The sequence below is a fragment of the Nonlabens spongiae genome, from assembly GCF_002117125.1.
GTDB classification, from domain to species: domain Bacteria; phylum Bacteroidota; class Bacteroidia; order Flavobacteriales; family Flavobacteriaceae; genus Nonlabens; species Nonlabens spongiae.
Genome location: NZ_CP019344.1, coordinates 2538500 through 2564454, shown reverse-complemented (window position 1 = coordinate 2564454; position 25955 = coordinate 2538500). Strand labels below are relative to the sequence as shown.

Below are 25955 nucleotides of genomic sequence, written 5' to 3'. Positions count from 1 at the left end.
TCAAGCTTCTCAATTTCCGAAAGTATACCTTAGTGTAATTCCACTTCGTATAGTCGTTTGAGGAAACGCGGTAGAAATGGCAAACTCAGAAAAGGTATGATCGTAGTAGAATATCGCTGTCAAAGCTCTACTAAAAGCATAATCTGCATTGAACTTCAACCCATAAATGGTTTGACCGCCTGTCGCTTGACTATTGTCCAGATCTAAGTAACGCACGATGGTTATATTCTCACGCACGCTTCCTTCTAATCCCAGATTCAGATCGCTTTTAATAATACGGCTTCTCCCACCAAAATTAGTACGCAACCTTAAATCCTTAATGCGATATCCCACTCCTAGATTGTATTGGTTTCCATTGATTTCAGTGAGGAGATTATTGTCAAAACTTAAAGAAACGGCACGATCTCTAATAACCTCTGCAGCTATGGTAAAGCCTCTTTTTGTTTCAAAATCAATCTTTATGAGTGGACTGAATTGTTCTGCTAGATTTATATTGAAGTAGAGATTAGCCGATTTGAAATCACCACTAGCGTTAATCGTATTATCGAGTTGGTTCTGATAACTCAGGTTAGGATTCCCAGCAACAAAATCAAGATTGGTCTGGAAACGGTTTACTGTAAATGAAGAACGGTAACCGTGGTTGATGGAGAATCTATTGAATCGTTTTTTGAACCAATTCAGATTCATCAATCCCGTATATTTTAAATTCCAGTTAGGTAATGGAATGTCCTTAAATGGATTGTTATCTTGTTTACTTACATCCCTTCCTTCATATGCAGATAAGAATGAAGGCAATAGTACGCGCTGGCTGTTACGTGAAAAACCTAGAGGAAAGCCTAAGTCATCACGCTCAAAGTTATCATTTCCGTAAAAATCTCTGGCGAGTTTCTCTGCAACTTCTAGTCTATTTGATCTGAAGGTATCAAAGGTTTTTGAATCATCGATAGTGCTCTTGTTAAACGCAGTCCCGATCATAACAGTCGATATGCTGAAGTTACCAAATGTATTAGGGGTGAGTGACTGGTATGTCAAATCAGTAGGATCAACGCGGTAGTTCTCTGCATAAGTCTCTTGATAAATTCTATTACCGGTGAGATCCAGGGATAAATCTTTGAGCAAACCTACCTTGATATTGAAATCAAAGTTACGGGATTCCGTCTCTTGATATTGCTGATTAAAATCTTGAAATAGAGTCAACCATCCTCTACGCGCTGCCTCTTGTCTTATATCTTCTTGCTGACCGTAAACAAATCCAGCTGAGGGCTTCAACGTTCCTATAAAACCTACGTCTGGAGTATAACCTGGTAGGAAGGTACCATTATTCTGAGAGTAGTTGATCTGAACTCTTTTTACCGCAGTTGCGAGCCCTACAAACGTATTATACAATTGATTTCCAACGTTCTTTTTAGGAATCTTCGGCTTGTTCTCGTCATTATTTTCCTGCTGACCGGTAGGTGGTCTGTTGCTATTGCGGTTTCTGGACCTGCTTCTCGATCTACTACGCGAGGTGTTTGCTGCTGCGCCAAATTTGAGTTTCTCAAAACCTATATATTGATACAGCTTCTCAAAATCCAGTGTCCCATTCAGGACGTGGTTATTTGCATTTGAAATACTGTTTCCTAGATTCGGGATATCACCTAGATCAAGAAATTGTTGCTGGTTACGAGTCCAGTTAAAGTCTGCAGTGTATGAGTAGTTCGCTTTCGCGAAAGCGAGAAAAGGAAACTTATCAAACGGTAACTGATAGGTCGCGGTAAACTGCTGTGAGTGATTGTCTGCGATCCCGTCGTCTAGGAAGTCAGTCCACAATGTGTAGCTCTCATCTACCACGTCATTTTCATCAATGTAGCTGCGGATGATACGGTTATTGTTTGCGGCTAGGTTGAGCTTGAGCGACTTTGTTAAATCCCAGTTGATCGAGTAACTGTTATCCAGGGTGAAATTGCGATTAGTAAGTGGATCGAGCGTTATGTTCTGTGCATCAGGTATACCGTCTCCATCTAGATCTACAGGATTTGTATCAAGAGATAAATCACGGAACTTCTGGATATTATATTGTCTCTGAATGTTTACTGCTGCTGTAAAGTTGTTAGGCAGCAAATTGAAATTGAGGTCACGCAACCACTTCCAGTAATTGCCTTCAAAAAACTTCACTTTCTTTAGCGGAGAAACTTCTGCTTTAGGAAATGCATAGGCATATTGAGCACCTACCGTAGTACTTTGATCTTGAAACTCTTCAATCTCAAAACTGCGCTGGTCTGTCTGGTTATAGGAACCTGAAAAGGTAAAATTCTCGATATCGTAAGGCATGGGTTTACGCTCGCCAGTTCTTTCCTTGCGCACACCTATTAAATTGACACTTTGTCTTTTAGTATATTCCTCGCTTTGCTCTCTGATCGCATCACGCTCTGCATCATCTGCGGCATTGTCGAGTCGACTCTCTAGTTCAATGTCTTCAAATTGAGGATCAAATTGTGGGGTGATGGTTTCTTCTGCAATGCTGTAAGAGAAAGGAAGCTTAACGCCCCATTTTTGAGGCAATAACATTCCCAGACTCATATTTGTTGTGAAATCATAAGCAGTCACATTTTCTCTACTGCGTTCATTAGGCCCTTGCTCAATAGCACCGAAGCCGATGGTACTTCTCGATCCATTTGCGTTGATGGTCGCAAAATCCGCAAAATTGGTGTCGAGATTGATAATCGACGCATAGCCACCTTGATTTTTAAGGCCTGACAAACGCATTTCATTAAACCAAACTTCACCACACACATCGCCATCAGAAGCGTTACGTACCCCTATCATCATGGCGCGTACATCACCAAAATTAGGGTTCCCTATAATTCCATAACGATGTTGATTAGGTTCAGCGCCAGAACTAGAGTCTAATTGAGACTGATCAAAGAAGTTCAATTCATTAACGAGTAAAGAAGGATCTCCTAAAACTCTAGCTTTGATTTCTTGAAGCAGCGATAGGTCTATTTTGAAATCATTTGCGTCTGGCCATACTTCTCCCGGTGTACCAGCACCAGCAGGTGTGACCTTAAGAGGTAGTCTGATTTCATAATAGTTCTGAGTGAAGTCCAATCCTATTCTTACAAAGGCTTCTAACTCATCATCCTCCAGCAAATTGGTAGGGAACCCACCTCGATCAGCATGGACAAACATTTCCAGATCTTCATACTGTCGCATATCGATGCGTACATTTTTGAATACAGCTCTAGCATCTAGTGGAGCAAGCTCACAAACCCTTAGAGCCAGAGATTGTTCATTCTGACGAATATTCTGATTTTGAGTATTCAACACCTCACGCTCCACACCTGGTGGCAAGACATAATTTACCGGATCTCTGGTCGCGTTGTTCTCGATATTTACCCCTTGTACTTCAAAGGTGGTATTATCATTAGGCATGGCATTTTCATCTGCCAGATTCTGGGTATACTGTCGGTAATCTCCCCTTACTAATTCTAACGTTCCAAATCTCAAATAAGCATCAGTATCAAAACCAGTAAGATACATTCTCATGAAACGTATCGCGCGGAAATCGTTGATATTTCCTACTCTTGAATAACCTGGATTTACTGTTTGATCTTCTATCTGTCGCAGGGGAACTCTAAACTGTATCCATCTTGCTTCAATTTGCTGCCCATTAGGAAGCTCCACCTGACGTGTAGGCAAAATATTGTAAACATATTGGTCGCCCTCCTGTAATCCATCACGGAAGTTCACCTCATAAGAATAATAATTATCAATAGTGTTCATGGTGTTATCCCTATTGATATCTTCTACATCTGGTAGGGTTGTACTGCCTCGATCGTTCTGCCCAACATCTGTGGGTGAGTTGCCTTGGGTATTATTAAACCTCTTATAACGCTCTGGGATATCACCAGAAGCAGCCAGGAAATATTCATAGTTATCAGCTGCAGGATCAGCAGAATCAAACTGAGGAAAACGAGCCACTTCTTCTAGATCGCTCAGCCCGTCTAAACCTATATCTTGATTGTTACGTTCTATTCCAGCTGTATCAAACGCATAGACCAGCGATTGATTGGAAGGTACTTTTCCATAATCAGTGCGGGTGGTAAGAGCCTCACCAGCGTCTTCAGGTAAACCATTCTCAAATTGCTTACGGCCATCTTTCAAGACATCTTCTGATATACTCCCGAGGTTCAGAACGATTTTACCATCAGACATTGTAGGGTCATTAACGTAAGGGTCAAGAACCCAGAACTGGATATATTCTACGTTTGTCTGTTCAAAGTCTGTACTTGAAAACTGGCGCACGATTCCTCCCCAGTTATTTTCTGGATTAGGCAACGTGTTTGTACCTGCTGCGGCAGGATTATAATTATAAGGACCGCGCTCATCTGGATAATAGGCTAAGTCCAGTGTATTGATCACTTGTTGTTGTCCCTGTTGTATATCTACATTAGGAAAAATCTCATTAATTAATACACGACGGGTTCGGTATTCAGAAACGTCCTGATCTGTTATCCCATCTGGACGCTGATTTCCATAAAAAATAGGGTCTACTGCATACCATGCGAGCCTCGCTCTACGATAGCCATTTGCCAAAATAGGTTCTCCTGGATCAACCCCTTCAAAATCTACTGGGGTACTCGCAAGCGACCAAGCATTGGGGTTCATAATATCAATGGTAGTCTGTGAACCTTCAAAATCATCAACATAGGCTGCGGCTTGACCGTTGAAATTATCGCCATTTGGGGTTCCTGGAAACAGGTAAGCAAACTCTCCTCGTACAGATAATCGGGACTCTACATCGGTATCGATGTTAGGTAATTTATTTACAAGTCTTGTAAAGAATGGAACTTCTGTACTATAATTGAGATTAGTACCTATTATCGTATTATTAATAGGCTCAAATCCATAGGTAGCTTTTTGAGTGATAGGCCTTTCGTTGAGATTAAGTAAAGTTCCTCCCACCACGAAATCCTCGCTAAAAGTATGTTCAACATTGATCCCAGTAAATCGTTTGGTCTGCTGGTTGAAAACAGAATTATTTTCGGTTTGAACTTGAATTGGGGTACTGGAATTCAATAAAGCTTGATCCAGAATTATTACCCTACCCGCATTGTAATCTACTGTATAATCTATCCCTTCTTGAAGAGTGCGACCACCAGCCGTTACAACAACTGAACCCCTTGCTACATTGAATCCGCCTATCGGGATTCCTTCTTGACCAGAAGATTTATATTCTCCCTTGATTAAGTATTTATTTTTTTCGGCAGCCTCTAAAGCTTGAGCTTTTGTAGTTTCATACATTTCTTGAAAAACATACTGCGCCTGATTGGCATTATAAGAATTTGGGTTCTCATAAACCTCACTACCTGTAGATAGTTCATCAAATATATGTTTACCAAAAGGTTCTACCGTTGTAAATATGATGCGCCCATTTTCTTGATCAATAGTGAGACCGGGCACATAATCAAAAAATCCATCTCCCGTAGGTTGTGGGTCTCCTTGCTGGTTCAATCGGTCTAGATTAAAAACACGTAGCAGGGTAGTTTCCTCAACGCCTTCTGGTAATGGTAACGCTGGGTTTGCCATTGAACCTGGTGCAGGCGTTATATAATTCAATTCAGGTGGATACTGATAAAAAATGTTCAACCTAAAATCCTCTGGTGATAATTGAGAACCTCCCAGATTATAGATGTTTTTCATCATCAAGTCCCAGTTGGGCTCACCTACATTGGTTAGATTGCTCTTAAGCATTTTAACCACTAGGTTTTGATTATTCACTACAACTGGCTGCTCTTGTCCTGCCGCTTCAGTGACTTCAGTAGCATTAACTCCATCATTAGCAAATTCACCTACTTGATATACTTTACCGCCCACGGTATATTGATAAGCTACCGCTAGGACCTCATCATTATTAAGTTTTTGCCTTAGAGATATGTAACCGAGTTGAGTGTTCAAGGTATATTCTCTTGGGTCTAGCTGTCTCGCGCTCTCAATTGAAACATAGTCCACACCTTCACTTACTGAGTTGGATGGTAAGTTGAACCCTTGTCCTACAGTCCCTATATCTCTTATTTGCTGATTCAGCACTGTTTGGGCCGTTCCCGTAAGACCTCGCGGATTGAAATCGTTATTTGCGTTATCAGGGAAACTTCCAGGTGGAACATTTATGAAGCCAGAGGGAGGAGTACCGTCTCCCAGACCTATATTTTCTGGATCAGACTCTCCTAAGTCCTGAAGTCCTACCAGATTCCTAACATCTTCCGTACGGTTGCTTCGGTTAGTCACCCAAACTTCTACACGTGTAATTTGAATGTTGTTGTTGATGAATGGATAATTTGCCAGTGCATCATCATAAGTATCCCTGAAATAATGAGATAGGAAAAAGTGCCTATTTTCATCATAATCCAGCGAGAAAAAGTCAAATTCATTAAAAGAAGCTCCACCAGCAGCTTGCACTGTATTAGCTTCTGATCGCTGTTCAGAAAAAATTCCTGTAATACGCGTACGACCAAATTGCAACTCAGCCTTTACACCAAAAAGACTCTGAGACCCACGTATCAATTGCGAGTTGAGCGGCATGGCTACATTACCGAGTTCGATACTTTGCAATATATCGTCCTCAGTAGGCGTATATTCCAGTTTTACAAGGTTTTGGAAATTAAAGGTACTCTGCGTATCGTAGTTTGCATTTACCTGAAGTCTGGTACCTACTTTACCCACCATACTTAGATTGATACGCTGGTTGAAATCAAATGTGAGGTTTTGACGGTTGCGAGGTGACAGACTGGGATTATCAGTACGATTAAATAAAATCCCAAGATCTACTTCAACACTACCTTGTGGATCGAGATCGATTTCATTTCCACCAAATATGCTTGTAAAAAGGTCTGAATTGACGTAAAAATTAGGGATCAGATCGCGCTGGTTTTCCTTATCCTCTTCGGTCTTGCCCTGAACAGCTTTAAATTTTTCAAGAAAGTATGCATTCATACTCTCTTTGAGAACCATTTTTGAGTACTCATCACGTGTCAGCATAAATGGATATCCTATACTGTACCCGTTAAACCTACGATCCAGAATGTAACGATCTAGATTGGGATCGTAATTGTACATTGTCGTGATGCTGGGAGGGTCAGGCAGCCTTAGTTTACCTACTTTAGAGCCTGTAGAGGTAGAATCCTGTGGTGTAGTGGGTGTTTCTTGCGCATTCCCTCCTATGCTGATTCCCAAGAAGAATATTAAGAATAGGCACGCTTTCGCGAAAGCGGAATAACTAAATCTACTGTGCTTACTCCGGCGGACAAGCGCGGAAGCGAGATAAAAAAAACATAAAACCCAGGGAGCAAATCTCACCATCATCTTACTGTATGCCAAATCCTATAGCTGTTTTAATGCTTCTTTAATCAGTTGTTCCACAGAGGCATCGGGCTGGCTGGACAGAATCTTGTCCACAACTTTTTGCGCTTGTTTGCGTAAATACCCCAAAGTCTCCAATGCAGATAACGCCTCCTCGCGGCCAGTATTGCTTGCAACGACTGTTAATTCTGGATTGTCAAGTACCTGTATGATTTTATCCCGCAAGTCTATGATGACCCGCTGCGCCGTTTTTGCACCTATTCCCTTAACACTCTGGATGGTTTTTGCATCTCCATTTGCAATGGCATGAGCGATATGGTCTGGTTCCATACTGCTCAACATGGTACGCGCAGTGCTTGCTCCTATTCCAGAAACTGAGATCAATAACCTGAATATCTCACGCTCTGTCTTATCCACAAAACCAAAAAGTCGATGTGCGTCTTCTCGCACGAGATGGTGGGTGAAAACCTTGACATTTTCACCTTCGGGAATATTAGAATAAGTGTGCAGCGAGATCTCGACAAAGTATCCTACACCACCACAATCGATGATCACATCAGTTAAATTCTTCTCTACCAGTTTCCCTTGCAGTTGCGCAATCATATCACTGCTTTTTTAAGCGGCTCAAATGTAAGGATAATATGAATTTTAAAAGTTTTGTTAACAGTAAAGGTCTAGGGTAAACCGATTAAAGAAGGAATAACTTTAATTTACTAAATGGTCGCTCCCTTCTCCTTGTAGTGTTTTTCTTTTTGCTGGGCATCAATGACCGCCACGGCACTCATATTTACGATCTCGTCCACGCTAGCTCCCAATTGTAAAATGTGAACGGGTTTTTGCATTCCCATCATGATAGGCCCTATAGAATCATTATCGTTGAGCTCTTTGAGTAGCTTGTAAGTACTGTTTGCACTCTCAAGATTAGGGTAAATCAAGGTGTTTACTTTCTTACCGGCCAATTTAGAAAACGGGAATTTCTTCTCCAGCAACTCAGGATTCAAAGCAAAATCGGCTTGAATCTCACCGTCCACATCAAGAGATGGATAGTACTGGTGTAGATATTTAACGGCATCAGTCACCTTTGTCGCGTGCTCGTGTTTGGAAGATCCAAAGTTTGCATAAGAAACCATCGCCATTACCGGCTTAATTCCAAATAAAGCAGCCGTGCGGCTAGTCATTTGAGCAATTTTGGCAAGTTCTAGGGCATCTGGTTCTATGTTGATCGAGGTATCTGAAATGAACAAAGGACCTTTTGCGGTGATCATTAGGTTAGTAGTAGCGATCTTATCGACTCCCGGAGACTTCCCGATGATTTCCATCATAGGACGTACAGATTTTGGATACGATTGTGCCACACCGGTAATCAACGCGTCTGCATCTCCTACTTTAACCATCATCGCAGCAAAATAATTGCGCTGTCTTAAAATTCGGCTGGCGTCAAATTGAGTTACTCCCTTGCGACGACGCAGTTTCCAGAACTCAGTTGCATAACGTTCTTTACGCTCGCTCTCTTCGTCAGACTTGGGGTCGATAATCAAACAGGGCTGGTCAAATTCCAGCTCTTTCTTAAGCTCCTCAATAATCTCTTTTCTCCCTAAAAGTATAGGTGTTCCTATACCTTCTTCAAGTACGATCTGAGCAGCTTTGAGCACGTCCAGATTATCAGCTTCTGCAAATACGATGCGTTTAGGATCGGTCTTGGCGCGATTGAGAATCAATCTAACCAATTTATTATCTGATCCCATTCTGGAAAGCAATTGTTCCTCGTACCGTGCCCAGTCTAATATGGGTTCTCGAGCAACGCCACTTTCCATGGCAGCCTTTGCTACGGCTGGTGGTATGGTAGCAATAAGTCGCGGATCAAAAGGTTTAGGAATGATATAATCCCTACCGAAGTTAAGTTTCAGCTCACCGTATGCAATATTTACTTGCTCGGGAACAGGTTCTTTAGCAAGCTGTGCGATAGCCTTGGTAGCGGCCATTTTCATTTCTTCATTGATCTTTGTAGCACGCACGTCTAGCGCTCCTCTAAAAATAAATGGGAACCCAAGTACATTATTCACCTGATTAGGATGGTCGCTACGACCCGTTGCCATAATAAGGTCAGATCTAGTCGCGATCGCAAGATCATAATCGACTTCTGGTGTAGGGTTAGCCATCGCAAAAACGATAGGATCAGGAGCCATGGACTTGAGCATTTCTGCATCGACTATGTTCCCAACGGAGAGTCCTAGAAAAACATCAGCATCTACTAGGGCTTCTCTTAGAGAAATTTTATCCATGTCTCTAGCAAAAAGCATTTGCTCCGGAACAAGATTAGTGCGATCCTTAGTAATCAGTCCATCGATGTCAAACATCATTATATTTTCTGGACGAGCACCTAATTTCACATACAAATTTGTACAAGAGATTGCCGCACTTCCCGCTCCAGAAACGATAATTTTAACGTCCTCAATATTCTTTTCTGCCAACTCTAAGGCATTCAATAGTGCAGCACTTGAAATTATAGCGGTTCCGTGCTGGTCGTCGTGCATTACAGGAATATCCAGCTCTTCTTTTAGCCTGCGTTCTATTTCAAAGGCTTCGGGAGCTTTAATGTCTTCCAGATTGATCCCGCCAAAAGTGGGAGCGATGTTCTTTACGGTACTAATGAATTCTTCAATATTTTTAGTATCTACTTCAATATCAAAACAATCCAGGTCGGCAAAAATTTTGAAAAGCAAACCCTTTCCTTCCATTACAGGTTTTGAAGCCTCGGGACCTATATCTCCTAAACCTAAAACTGCAGTACCATTTGATATGACGGCGACAAGATTTCCTTTAGTCGTGTATTTATAAACGTTTGCCTTATCCTTTGCAATCTCGATGCAAGGTTCTGCAACACCTGGTGAGTAGGCAAGAGAAAGGTCACGCTGACTGCTGTATTTTTTTGTGGGAACGATTTTAATCTTACCCGGCTGCGGTTTTGCGTGATAAACCAGTGCTTCTCTACGTTTGCTCTCTTGACTCATGGTATCGCTTTATATAAGTCAACAAAAGTAGTCATCGCGACTGTAAATCGTGTTTTTATGAGGTGAAACCTATTGCGGTGGTAATAAGATCATGATGTTTACGCTTTCGCGAAAGCGAGATCTTAATATCTCACGAGCTTGATTACAACTTCGATTAAAACATGCCAAGAAAAATACTTGGCATGTTAATGCGAAAAAGTATTATGTAATGGACATGCCAACTATTCGTGTTGGCATGTCTAAAAAGTGGTTTTTAATTCCAAGGATTCTTTAGATTAAAATACTTCTTAATCTAGCGGGATTGAAACTTCACCACTGCGTTTTTAGGCTTCAAAGTGATTAATGGGAATATTTCAATCTCATCCTGGACAGGTTGAATTTTATACCGTTGAAGCAACTGCGCCAAAACCATGACCATTTCATAAATCGCAAAGTTGTTACCTATACACATTCTGGGACCCGCGCCAAATGGGAAATAGTAGTCACGATGATTCTTTGCATTTTCAGGACTGAAGCGTTCTGGATCAAACGTTTCTGGCTCGCGCCATAAGTCCTCACGGCGGTGCAATTCATAGAACGAGATGAGCCAAGTGCTGCCGGCCTTAAGTTCGATTTCTTCACATAGATCATCTTCCAGCGTCACCCGATCGGTGACATAAGCCGGTGGGTAGAGTCTTAAGGTTTCTTCCACACACTGCTTTAAATATGGTAGATCGACTAGGCACTCATAAATTGAGTCGCCTTTATTTCCTCTGAGTTCAGCAATTGCCTTCTCTTGGGTCTCTGGGTTGTGAGCGAGCAGCTGCACTGCAAAACTCAACGCATTTGCAGTAGTTTCATGGCCAGCAATAAAAAGTACTAGGATCTCATCAATAAGTTGCTCTTCATCCATCTTACTCCCGTCCTCATAAGTGGAGTGAAGCAGTAGATTCAATAGATCATCGTGTTGTGCTTGCGAACTTTTGCGGTCTCTAATGATCTCCCTCAAGATGTCTCGCGCCTCCTCCACCATTCTTATGTGATGAGGGACACTGTTTTTTCCTGCCAGCCACTCCCGGTCAAAGTACCATTTCATCCAAGGGATACGCAGTTCCTTGATCAACATTTTTTGAGCTTCTTCTGTGATATGCTGTAGCTTATCGATGGCTTCATCGATATCAGGAAGATCAAAAAGACTTTTAGCCACTACCTTAAATGCCAAATCGTTGAATACAGGAAAGACATCAAGCTCTTGCTCAGGCTGGATTCTCGAGAGTTCCTTTTCAATGGTATCATTCATGGTTTCCAGTAAAACCATGAGCGATTTCTTATAAAATGCCGGCTGAATCAATTTCCGGTTAGCGCGCCATTTCTCTCCATTTTCAGTAAGCAAACCATGCCCGATGTATTTACCTAGATCGTCTGTTTGTAGTGGTGATTTCTCGTAGTTGCGCTGATTCTTCTGCAACATGTGTTTCACGATGCGCTCATCGCAGGTAAAGTGAATTTTGAGTCCAGGCTTAGGCGTTATTTTAAAAGTGTAACCTAACTTCTTGAAGTTCTCTCGATGAAACGGCAGCGGATTCTTATAAATCTCCCTGGTCTGTAGGAGAAAATCTAGGGTAGAAACCTCAGGAATATTACTCATGGTCACATTTTTATTACTTCACTCACCTATCTATGTACATATTCAATTTTAGAACTTACTCCTGCAGCGTTAGAGTTTAGAAATCCAAGCCCTTCAAAGACTATACATCAAACAAACCACCCTGTGAAGCCGATTTTGTTCTCCCCAAATGTTTATATGCTGCTTCTGTAACCTCCCGGCCACGAGGTGTGCGCACTATAAATCCCTGCTGAATCAAAAAAGGTTCGTAGACCTCTTCAATGGTTTCAGCACTTTCTGAAACAGCCGTTGAAAGAGTCGTCAGACCTACAGGACCTCCCTTGAATTTATCGATGATGGTACTCAAGATTTTATTGTCCATTTCGTCCAATCCGTGAGCGTCCACATTAAGCGCCTTGAGTGAGAATCGGGCGATGTCTAAATCGATATTCCCGTTTCCCTTAATTTGGGCAAAGTCGCGCACACGTCTTAAGAGGGCATTTGCGATACGTGGAGTTCCTCTACTGCGACCAGCAATTTCGATGGCTGCATTTTGATCTATAGGCACGTTTAAGATCTCTGCACTACGCTCAACGATCGCAGACAAAAGTTCTGTTGTGTAGTATTGTAATCTCGATGAGATACCGAATCGTGCTCGCATAGGCGCTGTAAGCAAACCAGAGCGAGTCGTAGCTCCTATTAGCGTAAAAGGAGAAAGATTGATTTGCACCGTACGGGCATTGGGACCCGTTTCTATCATGATGTCGATCTTATAATCTTCCATCGCAGAATACAAGTACTCCTCAACGATAGGACTTAATCGATGAATCTCATCAATAAAGAGTACGTCGCGTTCATTAAGGTTAGTCAACAAACCGGCAAGATCACCAGGTTTATCCAAAACGGGACCAGAAGTTACCTTAATTCCTACTCCCAGCTCATTGGCTAGAATATGGGCAAGAGTTGTCTTACCCAATCCCGGAGGACCATGAAAAAGAGTATGATCTAGTGCATCACCACGCTGGTTTGCTGCCTCGACGAACACCTCAAGATTTTCAAGAATTTGATCTTGTCCAGCAAAATCACCAAAACTAAGGGGACGCAACGCGCGCTCTATGTCATGCTCCTCGTTAGAGAAGTGGTCGCCTGAAGGGTCTAGATGTTCAATCATGAGTCAAATATAAGTCACAGTACATCGCTACGATTACATGAAATCAATCTGTTTCAGTTAGAGTAGTGTTATTTAAGAGGGAATTAATGGCATACAATAAGATCATTGTTTAGATTAAAAAGAAAAACATGAAACCTAAAACTTCTATGCCCAGTTTAGATCTACCGCTCATCAATGATGCGCGATATAAACTGGAAGAACAAAATCCCGAGAATTTTTCACTTCTATTTTTCTACCGCGGCCTGCATTGCCCAGTATGTAAAAAACAACTAAGCGAAGTCCAAGATCATCTGGAAGACTTCGTTGAAAGAGGTGTGAATCTTTGCGCTATAAGTATGGATAGCGAGGAGCGCGCAAAAAAAGCTGGAAATGAATGGGATGTAACCTCTTTACCTATAGCTTATGATCTTAGCGAAGAGAAGGCTAGAGAATTTGGACTCTTCATTTCTGAAAGTATTAGCGATAAAGAACCGGCAACATTTTCGGAACCTGGGGTGTTTTTGATTGATAAAAACAACAAATTATATTTCTCATCCGTACAAAGCATGCCCTTTGCAAGACCTTCTACAAAGGATATTCTCAACGCGATCGATTTTATCATAAAAAAGGAATATCCTCCCAGAGGTACGAAGTAATTTTTTTTTGTTACGCTTTCGCGAAAGCGTACTTACCAAAATCAAAAAGGCTCGCTTAATTGCGAGCCTTTCTAATATCTATCAAACTTATTTATTAGTGATTCAATTCCTCTTCTCCCTCTTGGAGTGGAATGTGCTGAGGAGCATAATCCTGCCCTGGAATCACGTATTCATCGTTGTCATTCAACTTACTGTAATCGTAAGCCCAACGGTACACATGAGGAATAGGACCCTCCCAGTTACCGTGGATGTGTTTATCTCCTGTAGTCCACTCAAGTGTGTTAGACTTCCATGGATTAGCCGGAGCTTTTTTACCGTAGAAAATCGATTTTACAAAGTTGTATACAAAGAACAACTGAGCAAACGCAGTAGCGATTGCAAAATACGTAATTAACTTATTCGTGTCTAGTAAATCGTCAAAGTAAGGGAAGTTTGTATTCTCATAATATCTACGTGGCAAACCAGCCATACCTATAAAGTGCATCGGGAAGAAAACTCCGTAAGCACCTATTGCTGTAAGCCAGAAATGGACATACCCAAGATTCTTGTTCATCATTCTATTGAACATCTTAGGGAACCAGTGATACACACCAGCAAAGAGACCATAGAGTGCAGATATACCCATTACCAAGTGGAAGTGAGCAACTACAAAGTACGTGTCGTGGACATTAATGTCGAGTGTACTATCTCCTAAAATGATTCCTGTAAGACCCCCAGAAATAAATGTTGATACCAAACCTATGGAGAACAGCATCGCCGGGTTCATTTGCAAATTACCTTTCCAAAGTGTAGTGATATAGTTAAATGCTTTAACTGCTGAAGGAATTGCAATCAACAATGTAGTGAAGGTAAATACAGATCCTAAGAAGGGATTCATACCTGATACGAACATGTGGTGGCCCCACACGATTGTCGATAGGAATGCGATTGCTAATATCGATGCGACCATCGCACGGTAACCAAAAATCGGCTTACGAGAGTTTGTAGCAATAATCTCTGAGGTAATACCTAATGCTGGAAGTAATACAATATAAACCTCAGGATGCCCCAAGAACCAGAATAAGTGTTCAAATAAAACTGGAGACCCACCTTGATTAGCTAATACTTCTCCTTTAATATAAATATCTGAAAGGAAGAATGAAGTTCCAAAACTTCTATCCATGATCAACATCAAAGCTGCAGATAGAAGAACTGGGAAAGAGACAATACCAATGATGGCAGTAACGAAAAATGCCCAGATTGTCAATGGTAAACGAGTCATCGACATTCCTTTAGTTCTCATGTTAATTACTGTAACTACATAATTCAAAGAACCAAGTAACGAAGATGCGATGAAAATTGCCATGGAAACCAACCATAATGTCATACCCATACCTGAGTTAGGCATTGCTTCAGGAAGTGCACTCAAGGGTGGATAGATCGTCCAACCCGCAGCCGCTGGTCCCATCTCTACAAAAAGAGATGATAGCATAATAACAGATGAGAGAAAAAACAACCAGTAAGAAACCATATTTAGGAACCCTGACGCCATATCTCGAGCACCGATCTGAAGGGGGATCAAGAAGTTAGAGAATGTTCCACTCAGTCCAGCCGTCAATACGAAGAATACCATGATGGTACCGTGGATTGTTACTAGAGCCAAGTAGATACTAGGATCCATAACTCCCTCAGGAGCCCATTTACCAAGTAATGCACTGAATACAACGCTAGGTTCTCCTGGATTAGCTAGCTGCATTCTCATCAAGATAGACATGAGAATACCTATAGCTCCCATGATCAAACCTGTAATAAGATATTGCTTAGCAATCATCTTATGGTCTGTAGAGAAAATATACTTAGTTACAAAAGTTTCTTTGTGATGGTGGTGGTGTTCATCGTGACTGTGATCTGCAACCGCAATAGCTTGTCCCATAATCTTAATTTTCTGTGCTCGCTAAAGTTTCTTCAAATGTTTGTTGTGAGTCTAACCATTCTTGGTAGTCCTCTTGGCTTTCAACGATGATCGGTATTTGCATGTTATAGTGGCTGGATCCACATATTTTATTACATAACAAGTAATACTCGAACTCGTAAGGGTCTAAAGCAACGTCACCGTTGGCTACTAATTCCTCACTTCTTTGTCGACGAATTTCATTAATCTTACGAACCTTTTCAGTCATAAATTCTGTGGAACGGAAGTCTTCAGAAGTAACTGTAGGAGTGAACTTAAACTGTGTAACCATTCCTGGAACTACATTCATTTGAGCCCTAAAATGTGGCATATAAGCACTGTGAAGCACATCTTGACTTCTAAATTTAAAAAGTACCGGACGGTCTACAGGCAAATGAATGGCTACATTAGAAACTTTGTCATCCATACCATCAGCGTCAGTAGGATCAATACCTAACTGATTGGAACCTTCTATAAATCGCACATTTGCGTCTCCAAGAATATTATCTGCTCCACTGTAACGGACTTTCCAACCAAACTGATAAGCATATACTTCTACAATTAGTGGATCGTCATCTGTTGAGGCATCCATGATATCATTCCAAGAGAATAATCCCCAAAGGATCAAACCTGCGAGCACTACAACTGGAATTGCTGTCCAGATAAACTCCAAACGATCATTATCTGCATAGAAAAGTGCTCTTTGTCCCTTTTTACCGTGATACTTGTAAGAAAAGTAATGAAGTAAACCTTGTGTCAACACCTGAACAATCATAATGATGACTGTTGTAAGTAGAAGTAAGTTGTCATATTCAGCTCCATGAGCAGAACCAGCATCTGGTAAGAAGAAGTCTTGATATGCTATGAAACATGCAATCATCATGATATACATGGCAATCACAAAGATGAGCATTCCCTGACCGTTGCGTTTGTTGTCTTGATCATTTGCAACTTCAGCCATTTCAGTATCTGGCTCCGGTGCTTTACCTAAACTTACAATCTTAGAAATCTGCCAAATCGATATTACGAGTAAGGCTGCAATAAGAATTATTAAAAATGCTGTCATTACAGTGTATTTCTCTTATAAAATTTTAATAGTGGAAGTGTTTACTCTCACCTAAATATGGATCTTCTTTGACGGATAAAGGTGCTTTAGTTAACGTGTAGAACACTGTTAAAATAAATAACCCACCGAACAACAAGAATGCTCCTATTTCTGGTAATCCTATAAACCAAGATTTACCAACTGTCGCTGGCATTACCGCGACATATATGTCTAAATAGTGGCCGATTATTATAAATAGCCCAGCAGTAACTACAAACCAATTTCTACGTTTGAAATCAGAATTCATCAATATCAATACAGGAAGTAAGAAATTAATCGCTACCATACCAAAGAATACTAAGTTGTAATCTTCTATACGAGTTACAAAATAAGTCACCTCTTCAGGGACGTTTGAATACCAGATCAACATAAACTGTGAGAACCATAGGTAAGTCCAGAAAACACTAAAACCAAACATGAACTTAGCCAAGTCATGAATATGACTGTCGTTAACGTACTCTAGGTATCCACAATTCTTCAAGAAGATGGTTACGATAGCTATCGTAGTAATGGCGGTTACCATCATGCCCGCAAGAATATACCATGCAAAAAGTGTTGAGAACCAGTGGGGATCAAAACTCATAATCCAGTCCCAAGCCATGATTGATTCAGTCACCAAGAAAAATACCAAGAACATAGCAGAATGCTTGAAGCCCTTTTTGTACCATACATTGTCCTTAGGCTCCTCATCTTGTTTCAAGCTGAACTTTCTGATATTCCATCGGTAAAGATTCCAACCTATTAGGAAGGCTGCTGCTCGAGCTAAAAAGAAGGGAACATTTAAGAAACCAGTTTTACCAGCAATAAGCTCATCATAATGAGGGTTAGAAGGGTCAATCACCTCAGGATCCATCCAATGGAAGATATGGGTAATATGGAATGAAGCGAGAAGCAGCAAGATAAACATGATGATTCCACCAGGCAATATATAAGCACTAATTCCTTCCATTACCCTGAAAAGGACAACAGACCAACCAGCTTGCGCAGCTTTCTGTAGAGCCAGAAAAACAAGAGCACCAAGGCCAATCATGAAAAAGAAGAATGCAGCTACATATACCGCCGACCATGGTCTATTATGAACCTGATGGGTTACGTGCTCCACATCAGTATCGCTACCGTGGTGAGCCTCATCACCGTGATGATTATCTCCATGGACACTGTTCATGGGGTGCGATTCACTTCCATGAACCATGGTTTCATGATCTTCGCCTACTTTATTATAATGTTCACCTTCATGATGTTCTATACCATGATTAGCGACCATATGCTCAATGTCTTCATCGCTGGGCACCGTTAAAAAGCCAGCTACCGTAAGAATCGCACCTAATACCATAAGTACTATCGCGAAAATCTTCAATTTGCTTGTAAGAGTGTACATATATATAAACTTCTATGACCTACTGGTCGCCGCTAGTATTTGTATTTGTTTCTTCCTGCATTTCCTCAATCTCTCCTGGCTGCAAAGTCGGTTGCTCGACTTCAGAATCTTTATCTTCTTCCTTAGTGTTCTCAGGGTTCATATCCTGATCGTAAGCTGCAAAAAGTCCATCATTATTTCCTTCCTCAAATTCTCTAGATGGCTCACCTTTAAGCTCTTTGGTGAGTTTGTCTACATAGTGAGCTATCTGCCAGCGCTCTTCAATAGAAGTCTGGGATGCATAGGATCCCATATAGTTGATTCCATAGTACATTACGTGATAGATAGAACCTTGCGTAATCTCACGAGCGTCATAACTAGGAACACCCAAAATCTTTTCGGTTTTTACTAGGTGTCCCTGACCCTTTCCTTTTTCTCCATGGCATATAGCACAGTAGATATTATAAAGCACCTGCCCTTCGGTAACATTTTCTTCCGTGTAGGGAAGTGGGTTATTTAAGTTCGCTTTCGCGGAAGCGTAACCCTCATTAGTATCCTCGTACTCATAAGGCATCCAGCCTCTCGACACAGTACCCTCAACTGGCTTCTGTGCCTCGACATTGTTTGGAAAGATCTCTCCTTCACCATAGGTACTGTAGCCTACGTCTTGATACATATTTGGGAAATACTGTACAGAACGATCTGAACTAGCATCTACCTCTTTATCTTGACCATCGCCGCAAGCCACGAGTGCTGCTGCAATAAAGACATATAATAAATTTAAATACGACTTCTTCATTAATGATCGTCTTTATTATCGATAAGGCTTATCTCTGTCGCGCCTGTATCGTAAATGAATTTTGTGATTGAATCTATATCCTCACCGTATGCATCAATCTCCATTAGGAAGTGATCATCTGTGGTGCGCACATCTGGATTCTCAGCTTTTTTGAAGGGCCACAAGCGGCTTCTCAAATAAAAAGTAATGACCATTAAGTGAGCAGCAAAAAAAACTGTAAGCTCAAACATGATCGGTACAAAAGCCGGCATATTTTGTAGGTAAGAAAAACTAGGCTTTCCACCTATATTTTGCGGCCAGTCTTCAATCATGATGTAATTCATCATTACCGTAGCTACAGATAATCCAACCAGACCATAGAGGAATGCATTAATAGCAAGTCTCGTGTCTGCAATACCCATAGCTTTTTCAAGTCCGTGTACTGGAAATGGGCAAAAAACTTCTTCAATATGATACTTCTGCTCCTTGATCAGTTTTACCGCTCTGAGTAAGACATCATCATCAGCATAAAGGGCGTGTATTTTGTGTGTTGCCATAATATCTCTGGTCTATTTGCTAGGGTGAGCAATCGGGTCACCTGATGAATTAGCAGTGTTAGACGTCATTTTATTTTCTCGTAAAGTCTTGTATTTACTTCCACTAGACTTCAAAATCGATTTCACCTCTGCCTGTGCAATTACTGGGAACGTCCTAGAGTACAGTAAGAAGAGTACAAAGAAGAATCCTATTGTCCCAATGAAAATACCTATATCAACAAATGTAGGTGAAAACATTGTCCATGAAGACGGAATGTAGTCTCTGTGCAAAGAAGTAACGATAATCACGAAACGCTCAAACCACATCCCTATGTTCACCACAATTGAGATCACAAAACTGAACATGATACTGGTTCTTAATTTCTTGAACCACATGAACTGCGGAGAGAACACGTTACAAGTCATCATAGACCAGTAAGCCCACCAGTAAGGTCCCGTTGCTCTGTTCAAGAATGCGTACTGCTCATATTCAACTCCCGAATACCATGCTACAAAAAGCTCGGTTATGTATGCTACACCTACTATAGAACCCGTAATCATAATGACCAAGTTCATCAATTCGATATGTTGAATCGTGATGTAATTCTCAAGGTTGACCACTTTACGCATTACAATCAAAAGCGTGTTTACCATAGCAAATCCAGAGAATACCGCACCTGCAACGAAGTAAGGTGGGAAAATCGTAGTGTGCCATCCAGGAATCACAGAAGTTGCAAAGTCAAAGGATACAATCGTGTGTACAGAAAGTACAAGTGGCGTTGCGAGACCTGCAAGAACAAGTGAAACTTCTTCAAAACGTTGCCAATCCTTTGCTCTACCACTCCATCCAAATGATAAGATTCCGTAGATCTTCTTATTGAAAGGCGTGATCGCACGGTCGCGAATCATTGCAAAGTCAGGAAGCAATCCTGTCCACCAAAAAACCAGGGATACAGAAAGATAAGTTGAAATTGCAAATACGTCCCAAAGAAGAGGTGAGTTGAAGTTTACCCACAAAGAACCAAATTGGTTAGGGATAGGTAATACCCAGTATGCCAACCATGGACGACCCATGTGAATAATTGGGAACAAACCTGCTTGTATAACCGAGAAAATCGTCATCGCCTCTGCAGAACGGTTGATCGCCATTCTCCATTTTTGACGAAAAAGTAGCAATACCGCAGAAATCAGTGTTCCAGCGTGACCAATTCCTACCCACCATACAAAGTTGGTAATGTCCCATGCCCAACCGATGGTTTTATTCAATCCCCAAACACCTATTCCCGTAGAAACGGTGTAGATGATACAGCCTAGTCCATAAAGAAAAGCGATCAGTGCGATTGAAAAAACCAGCCACCACTGCTTATTTGCCTCTCCTTCAACTGGAGCTACGATATCTCTAGTAACATCACCATAGGTCTTGTCACCAGTAACCAGAGGTCTTCTTATGGACGCTTCATAATGAGCCATAATATCTTGATTAATTTCCTAGTTAATTATACGTTTCTTACTTTAACCTGATACAATACATTAGGCTCTGTTCCAACTTCTTCCAGCAAGTGGTAAGCTCTGTCAGACTGCTTTAATTTGTAAATTTCAGATTCTTTATCATTAATATCACCAAACTTGATGGCTCCTTCCATACAAGCGTTTGAACACGCTGTAGCAAACTCGCCATCCTTAATCATTCTACCTTCTTTCTTGGCTTCAAGAATGGTCATCTGTGTCATTTGCATACACATAGAACATTTCTCCATAACCCCTCTAGAACGTACAGTCACATCAGGATTTACTACCATACGACCTAGGTCGTTGTTCATGTGATAGTCAAACTCATCGTTTCCATTGTAAAGGAACCAGTTGAATCGGCGTACTTTATATGGACAGTTGTTTGCACAATATCTTGTACCTACACATCTGTTATAAGTCATGTGGTTTTGACCCTGACGACCATGTGCACTTGCCGCTACCGGACAAACTGTTTCACACGGAGCGTGATTACAGTGTTGACACATAATAGGCTGAAAAGCTACCTGTGGATTTTCAGCTGGAATTTCAAGTTCACCAAATCCTCCTAGAGATCCATTGTCTCCAAACAATCCAGAGAAACCATCTTTTTTAGCCTCATCATCTTCAAAACTATCTGTAGATGAATAATACCTATCGATACGCAACCAGTGCATGTCACGGGACTTACGCACTTCAGATTTACCAACAACAGGCACGTTATTTTCCGCATGACAAGCGATTACACAGGCACCACAACCGGTACACGCATTTAAATCAATTGACATGTTGAAGTGATGTCCTACAGAACGGTCAAAACCTTCCCATAGATCTACATCAGGACTTGTCACATTAGTTGGGATGTGGTTCAATGACACCTCAGGCATCGGATTGAACTCATCCTTATCTCCAGAGCGATATGTTGCAAGATCAGTCTCCCGTATCACGTCACGACCCATCATGGTATTCTGCAGCTGTGTACAAGCAAACTCATGAACATCAGCAGTTGCAGAAACTTTTACGCTCTGTATATTGACACCATCCTTATAGAGTGGGTAAGCATTAACACCAGTTTGCATTTCCTCTTGAACACCATTCTTTTGTCCATAACCTAGAGCAATACCTATGGTACCTTTTGCTTGACCAGGCTGGATCAAGGCGGGTAACGTAAGCTCTACGCCATTCATACTCACAACAGCGTAATTACCGTCTAGAGCACCGTTAGCTACGTTATAATTCTCAATTCCTAGTTCTTCTGCATCAGCTATAGAAATGGTCATGTAATTATCCCATGTCGTACGCGTGATAGGGTCTGGCAATTCCTGCAACCATGGGTTATTGATTTGCTTACCGTCACCTACCGCAGTTTTGGTATAAAGAACTAGTTCAAAATCATTGCTTCCTTTAGCGTTAGATAGCTCGCTTAAAGCCATGCCGTCACTCATTTGAGGAGCGAGGTCGTTAGCAATGAAGTCAGCATTTGATTTATAAAAACCGTCTTGTAAAGATTTGTTCCAGTTAGAACCATCTGCCTGAGCAGAGCTTTTCAAGAAGTCTCTGTATGATGTATTATCACCACTCCACTTTAACAGCGTTTCTTGTGCTTGACGCGTGTCAAAGAGTGGCTTAATAGTAGGCTGTGTTAGGTAAACATGACCTTTTTTGATCATGGTATCACCCCAAGACTCTAAATAATGAGGTGTGGTTGCTACATAGTCACAAAGTTCAGCTGTTGCATCTTTGCGAGTTGCAAATGATACTTTGAGAGGCACTTTTGAGAACGCTTTCGCGAAAGCGTCACTATCTTCATAAGCATAGACAGGATCTACACCCAGTACAAAAACAGCACCTACGCTACCTGAATTCATCTCTCGCAGGAGGTTCTTAACAGCCATACGACTACCTTGTCTCGTCATGATAGGCTCCTCAGTATCAATAATAGTACTTGAAAGCGCTTCATTAATGGATAGTGTCAACTGTTGTGCAGCACGATCAGAAAGACCACATAACACCACAGATTTGCTACCACCTCTCTTCAAAGCAATAGCAGCTTGCTCAACAGCTTTTTCAATTTTAGCCGGCAAGGAAGGAGAACTCCCGCCTGCAATTTTAGAATAAAGCGCTGCAATTATCGCTTTCTGTTCAGATGGTTTTACTGGGTATCTTCTGTCTGCATTAGCACCAGAAAGACTCATGTTTGCCTCAAACTGTATATGCTGAGACATTTTTCCATCTTTTGGGATGCGAGACGCACTGTAACCTTTATCAAAGCCACCACCTTGCCAATCACCTACAAAATCTGCGCCTATAGATACGATGCACTCTGCATCAGTAAAATCATAGTCAGCAAGACCGCGAGTCCCATATTTTCCTTCAAAAGCATCCAGAGCGGCGTCTTCACCTACTGCGTCATAAACCACTTCGCGCACGTTGCCGTACTTAGCTTTGAGCTTTTCTATGATTTTAGACATGGAAGGGCTGGCATGAGTAGCAGTAAGAACAACAAGCTCTTTACCTCCCAGCTGATTAAGCTTTTGAGCTACCTCACCATCAAGTTTATCCCAGCTAGATTCAGCTCCTTTTACTAAAGGCGCTTGAAGTCTTTGCGTGTCATATAATGAAAGTACAGAGGCGTGCACCCTAGCATTTGCATTTCCACGATATTTTGCATCGCGATTGCTTTCTATCTTTATCGGGCGACCTTCTCTCGTCTTTACAAGAACGCTTGCAAAGTCATAACCGTTTGCGATGGTGGTCGCATAGTAGTTAGCTATTCCAGGAACAATCTGTTCTGGTTGATTTACATAGGGTACCGAATGGATCACCGGGCCCTCACACGCAGCGAGTGACGCAGCAGCCGTACTGAACCCAACGTATTTCAAGAAATCCCTTCTAGAGGTTTTAGACTCAGCCATAGCAGAGTCATCACCTAAGAATTGCTCAGTAGGAATGGGATTAGCGAACTCCTTTTGCTCAAGATCTTTTACGATCTCGTTATTATCCTCGAGTTGAGCGGTGCTTTTCCAATATCTTTTACTTGTAGCCATAAATGTCTATAACTATATAATTAATAGTGGCACTTACCACATTCCAAACCTCCCAAATCAGCAATGGTCAATTGACGACCGCCGCGTTTTTCTGAAAGCTCTCTGTGAATTTCTTCATAATAACCATTACCCTGAAGATCAACGTTTGTCTCACGGTGACAATTGATACACCATCCCATTGTTAACGGAGAGTATTGATACATCACCTCCATTTCCTGAACAGGACCGTGACACGTTTGACAGGCAATGTTTCCAGCATTTACATGCTGTGCGTGATTAAAGTACGCCAGATCAGGCAAGTTGTGAATACGCACCCATCTTACAGGCTGCTCTTCACCCACAAACGCCTGCTCATCTTCACTCCATCCCGTTGCAGCATAAAGCTTCTGAATCTCTTTATTGTAATCGATACCGTACTCATTGATACCTTCTTGATAGGTTTCTGGAGCCACCTCAGCAATCGATTTGTGACAGTTCATACAAACATTTAAGGAAGGTATGCCAGAATGCTTGGACTTCATAGCACTTGAGTGACAGTACTTACACTCGATCTGATTAGTACCAGCGTGAATTCTGTGGGAATAATGAATAGGCTGTACCGGAGCATAACCCTGATCTACACCTACGCTCATTAATGCTCCGTAAGCAAAATAGGCACTCGCAAGCAATAAGAAAATAGCTGTAACTAATACTAAAAACTGATTCTGCACAAACGCTTTCCAGATAGGAGTGCGAGCTGGCGCGCTCTCATCAACAAAATCTGTTTGAATACCGTTTGCCTCTGCAAAACGCTTCAAAGTTTTGTTCACCACGATTAACAGCACCACAAGAAGAACAAGTACAATCGCAAGCGCTCCCAGTATCAGGTTGTTTGTCATTCCGTTATCGACAGTTCCAGATTGAGTTCCACCTCCATCAATTTGAGCAGCGACAGGCTCTGGCTTTGGCGTGTCCGTATAAGCAAGGATGTTGTCTATATCAGTATTTGAAAGCTGTGGAAAAGCATTCATGTTAGATTGACCCCACTCATTATAAAGCTCAACCGCTTCTTGATCGCCACTCGCAATAAGCGCAGCAGAATTTTTGATCCACTTATACAACCACTCACGATCGCGACGCTCTGTTACTCCATGCAATGCAGGCCCAACTGCCTTCTTGTAAAGCTTATGACATGATGCACAGTTTGCTTTAAAAAGACTTTCTCCAGCCTTAGCATCACCTGTAGAGCTTGCGGCGGCTGCATCTTCAGTAGCAGAAGCTTCAACCGGCATAGCTGACTCGCCATCTGACGTTGCATCTTCTTGCGCATGCACAAAAGACGACAGACTTATAAATACAAAAGCTAAAACGAGCGACCAGTTGGAAAAATGTAATTTCCTATTTATCATCTTCTATCGAGATTATTACAATAACTTTGGCACAATAATTACGGTGTTTTACCGTATGTTAATGCAATTGCAAAAATAAGTACTAGATGCTTACAAATGCCTTGCTATAATTGAAGAAATTAATTTATAATTAGTCTAAATAGATCTCGCTTTCGCGAAAGCGTAATACCTTATTATCATGCAAAAACTATTGTCACTGAACCTACTTATATGTCTGTTATTCACATCAATTCCTTTCATTTCTCAGGGTCAAAATTCCAAAAAAATTGAACCGAATACTCTGACGGAGCTGATAGAAACGAAACAAAAACTGGATCAGACTGGAAAATTGAAAGATCGTTATACGATTCAACTCTATTATGGTAATAGAGAAAAAGCGACAAAAATGAAGAGGGATTATGAGGCCCTTGCTTTAGGATGGAAATGCGATCTTTTTTGGGAATCTCCTAATCTAGCCGTAAGAGTGGGGAAATTCAGAAATCGTCTTGAAGCAGATCAAGCTTTAATAATCGTTAGAGAACAATTCCCAAATGCGATTGTGATGAAGCCTTAAACCAATTTCAACGAA

Annotated in this window: 15 protein-coding genes; 2 read left to right on the top strand and 13 right to left on the bottom strand. The window is 41.4% G+C overall.

Translation table 11 applies throughout. From position 1 onward, the window contains the following. Positions 1–9 precede the first annotated feature (9 nt). From sov to ruvB, 5 genes are all read right to left on the bottom strand, one after another. Positions 10–7356 (bottom strand): T9SS outer membrane translocon Sov/SprA, encoded by a 7347-nt coding sequence (gene sov / locus BST97_RS11735; RefSeq protein ID WP_245833561.1) that lies wholly within the window; start codon positions 7354–7356, stop codon positions 10–12. Between the two features lie 3 nt (positions 7357–7359). Then, positions 7360–7941, bottom strand: coding sequence for a Holliday junction branch migration protein RuvA (gene ruvA, locus BST97_RS11730; RefSeq protein ID WP_085767415.1), 582 nt, complete (start codon positions 7939–7941; stop codon positions 7360–7362). Positions 7942–8051: 110 nt separating this feature from the next. After that, positions 8052–10349, bottom strand: a complete 2298-nt coding sequence (locus BST97_RS11725; RefSeq protein WP_085767414.1) for an NADP-dependent malic enzyme — start codon at positions 10347–10349, stop codon at positions 8052–8054. Positions 10350–10641: 292 nt separating this feature from the next. Further along, positions 10642–11976 carry a cytochrome P450 gene (locus BST97_RS11720; RefSeq protein WP_085767413.1) on the bottom strand — a complete coding sequence of 445 codons (1335 nt, stop codon included), beginning with the start codon at positions 11974–11976 and terminating at the stop codon, positions 10642–10644. A 100-nt stretch (positions 11977–12076) separates the two neighbouring features. Then, positions 12077–13105, bottom strand: coding sequence for a Holliday junction branch migration DNA helicase RuvB (gene ruvB, locus BST97_RS11715; protein WP_085767412.1), 1029 nt, complete (start codon positions 13103–13105; stop codon positions 12077–12079). Between the two features lie 128 nt (positions 13106–13233). Here ruvB and BST97_RS11710 point away from each other — a divergent pair, with 128 nt between their 5' ends. Then, positions 13234–13740, top strand: a complete 507-nt coding sequence (locus tag BST97_RS11710) for a peroxiredoxin-like family protein (RefSeq protein WP_085767411.1) — start codon at positions 13234–13236, stop codon at positions 13738–13740. A 94-nt stretch (positions 13741–13834) separates the two neighbouring features. Here the strand turns inward: BST97_RS11710 and BST97_RS11705 are convergent, their stop codons facing one another. Genes BST97_RS11705 through BST97_RS11670 form a run of 8 tightly spaced genes read right to left on the bottom strand, consistent with a single transcriptional unit; the run spans position 13835 to position 25387 of the window. After that, complete coding sequence (locus tag BST97_RS11705; RefSeq protein WP_085767410.1) at positions 13835–15652, bottom strand: cytochrome c oxidase subunit I; 1818 nt, start codon at positions 15650–15652, stop codon at positions 13835–13837. Positions 15653–15656: 4 nt separating this feature from the next. Further along, positions 15657–16736 (bottom strand): cytochrome c oxidase subunit II, encoded by a 1080-nt coding sequence (locus tag BST97_RS11700; protein ID WP_085767409.1) that lies wholly within the window; start codon positions 16734–16736, stop codon positions 15657–15659. A gap of 25 nt (positions 16737–16761) precedes the next feature. Next, positions 16762–18153, bottom strand: a complete 1392-nt coding sequence (locus tag BST97_RS11695; protein ID WP_085767408.1) for a quinol:cytochrome C oxidoreductase — start codon at positions 18151–18153, stop codon at positions 16762–16764. 19 nt (positions 18154–18172) lie between these two features. Beyond that, the gene (locus BST97_RS11690; protein WP_085767407.1) at positions 18173–18931 is read right to left on the bottom strand and encodes a c-type cytochrome; all 759 of its coding nucleotides are present in this window, start codon (positions 18929–18931) and stop codon (positions 18173–18175) included. Then, positions 18931–19467 (bottom strand): DUF3341 domain-containing protein, encoded by a 537-nt coding sequence (locus BST97_RS11685; RefSeq protein ID WP_085767406.1) that lies wholly within the window; start codon positions 19465–19467, stop codon positions 18931–18933. The genes BST97_RS11690 and BST97_RS11685 overlap by 1 nt, the downstream gene beginning before the upstream one ends. 12 nt (positions 19468–19479) lie before the next feature. Beyond that, positions 19480–20916, bottom strand: coding sequence for an NrfD/PsrC family molybdoenzyme membrane anchor subunit (gene nrfD / locus BST97_RS11680; RefSeq protein ID WP_085767405.1), 1437 nt, complete (start codon positions 20914–20916; stop codon positions 19480–19482). 26 nt (positions 20917–20942) lie between these two features. Beyond that, positions 20943–23999 carry a TAT-variant-translocated molybdopterin oxidoreductase gene (locus BST97_RS11675; protein WP_085767404.1) on the bottom strand — a complete coding sequence of 1019 codons (3057 nt, stop codon included), beginning with the start codon at positions 23997–23999 and terminating at the stop codon, positions 20943–20945. 20 nt (positions 24000–24019) lie between these two features. Further along, positions 24020–25387 carry a c-type cytochrome gene (locus tag BST97_RS11670; RefSeq protein ID WP_085767403.1) on the bottom strand — a complete coding sequence of 456 codons (1368 nt, stop codon included), beginning with the start codon at positions 25385–25387 and terminating at the stop codon, positions 24020–24022. Between the two features lie 178 nt (positions 25388–25565). Here BST97_RS11670 and BST97_RS11665 point away from each other — a divergent pair, with 178 nt between their 5' ends. Continuing rightward, entirely contained in the window at positions 25566–25940 is a 375-nt protein-coding gene (locus tag BST97_RS11665) for an SPOR domain-containing protein (protein WP_085767402.1), read from the top strand. Positions 25941–25955: the final 15 nt, after the last annotated feature.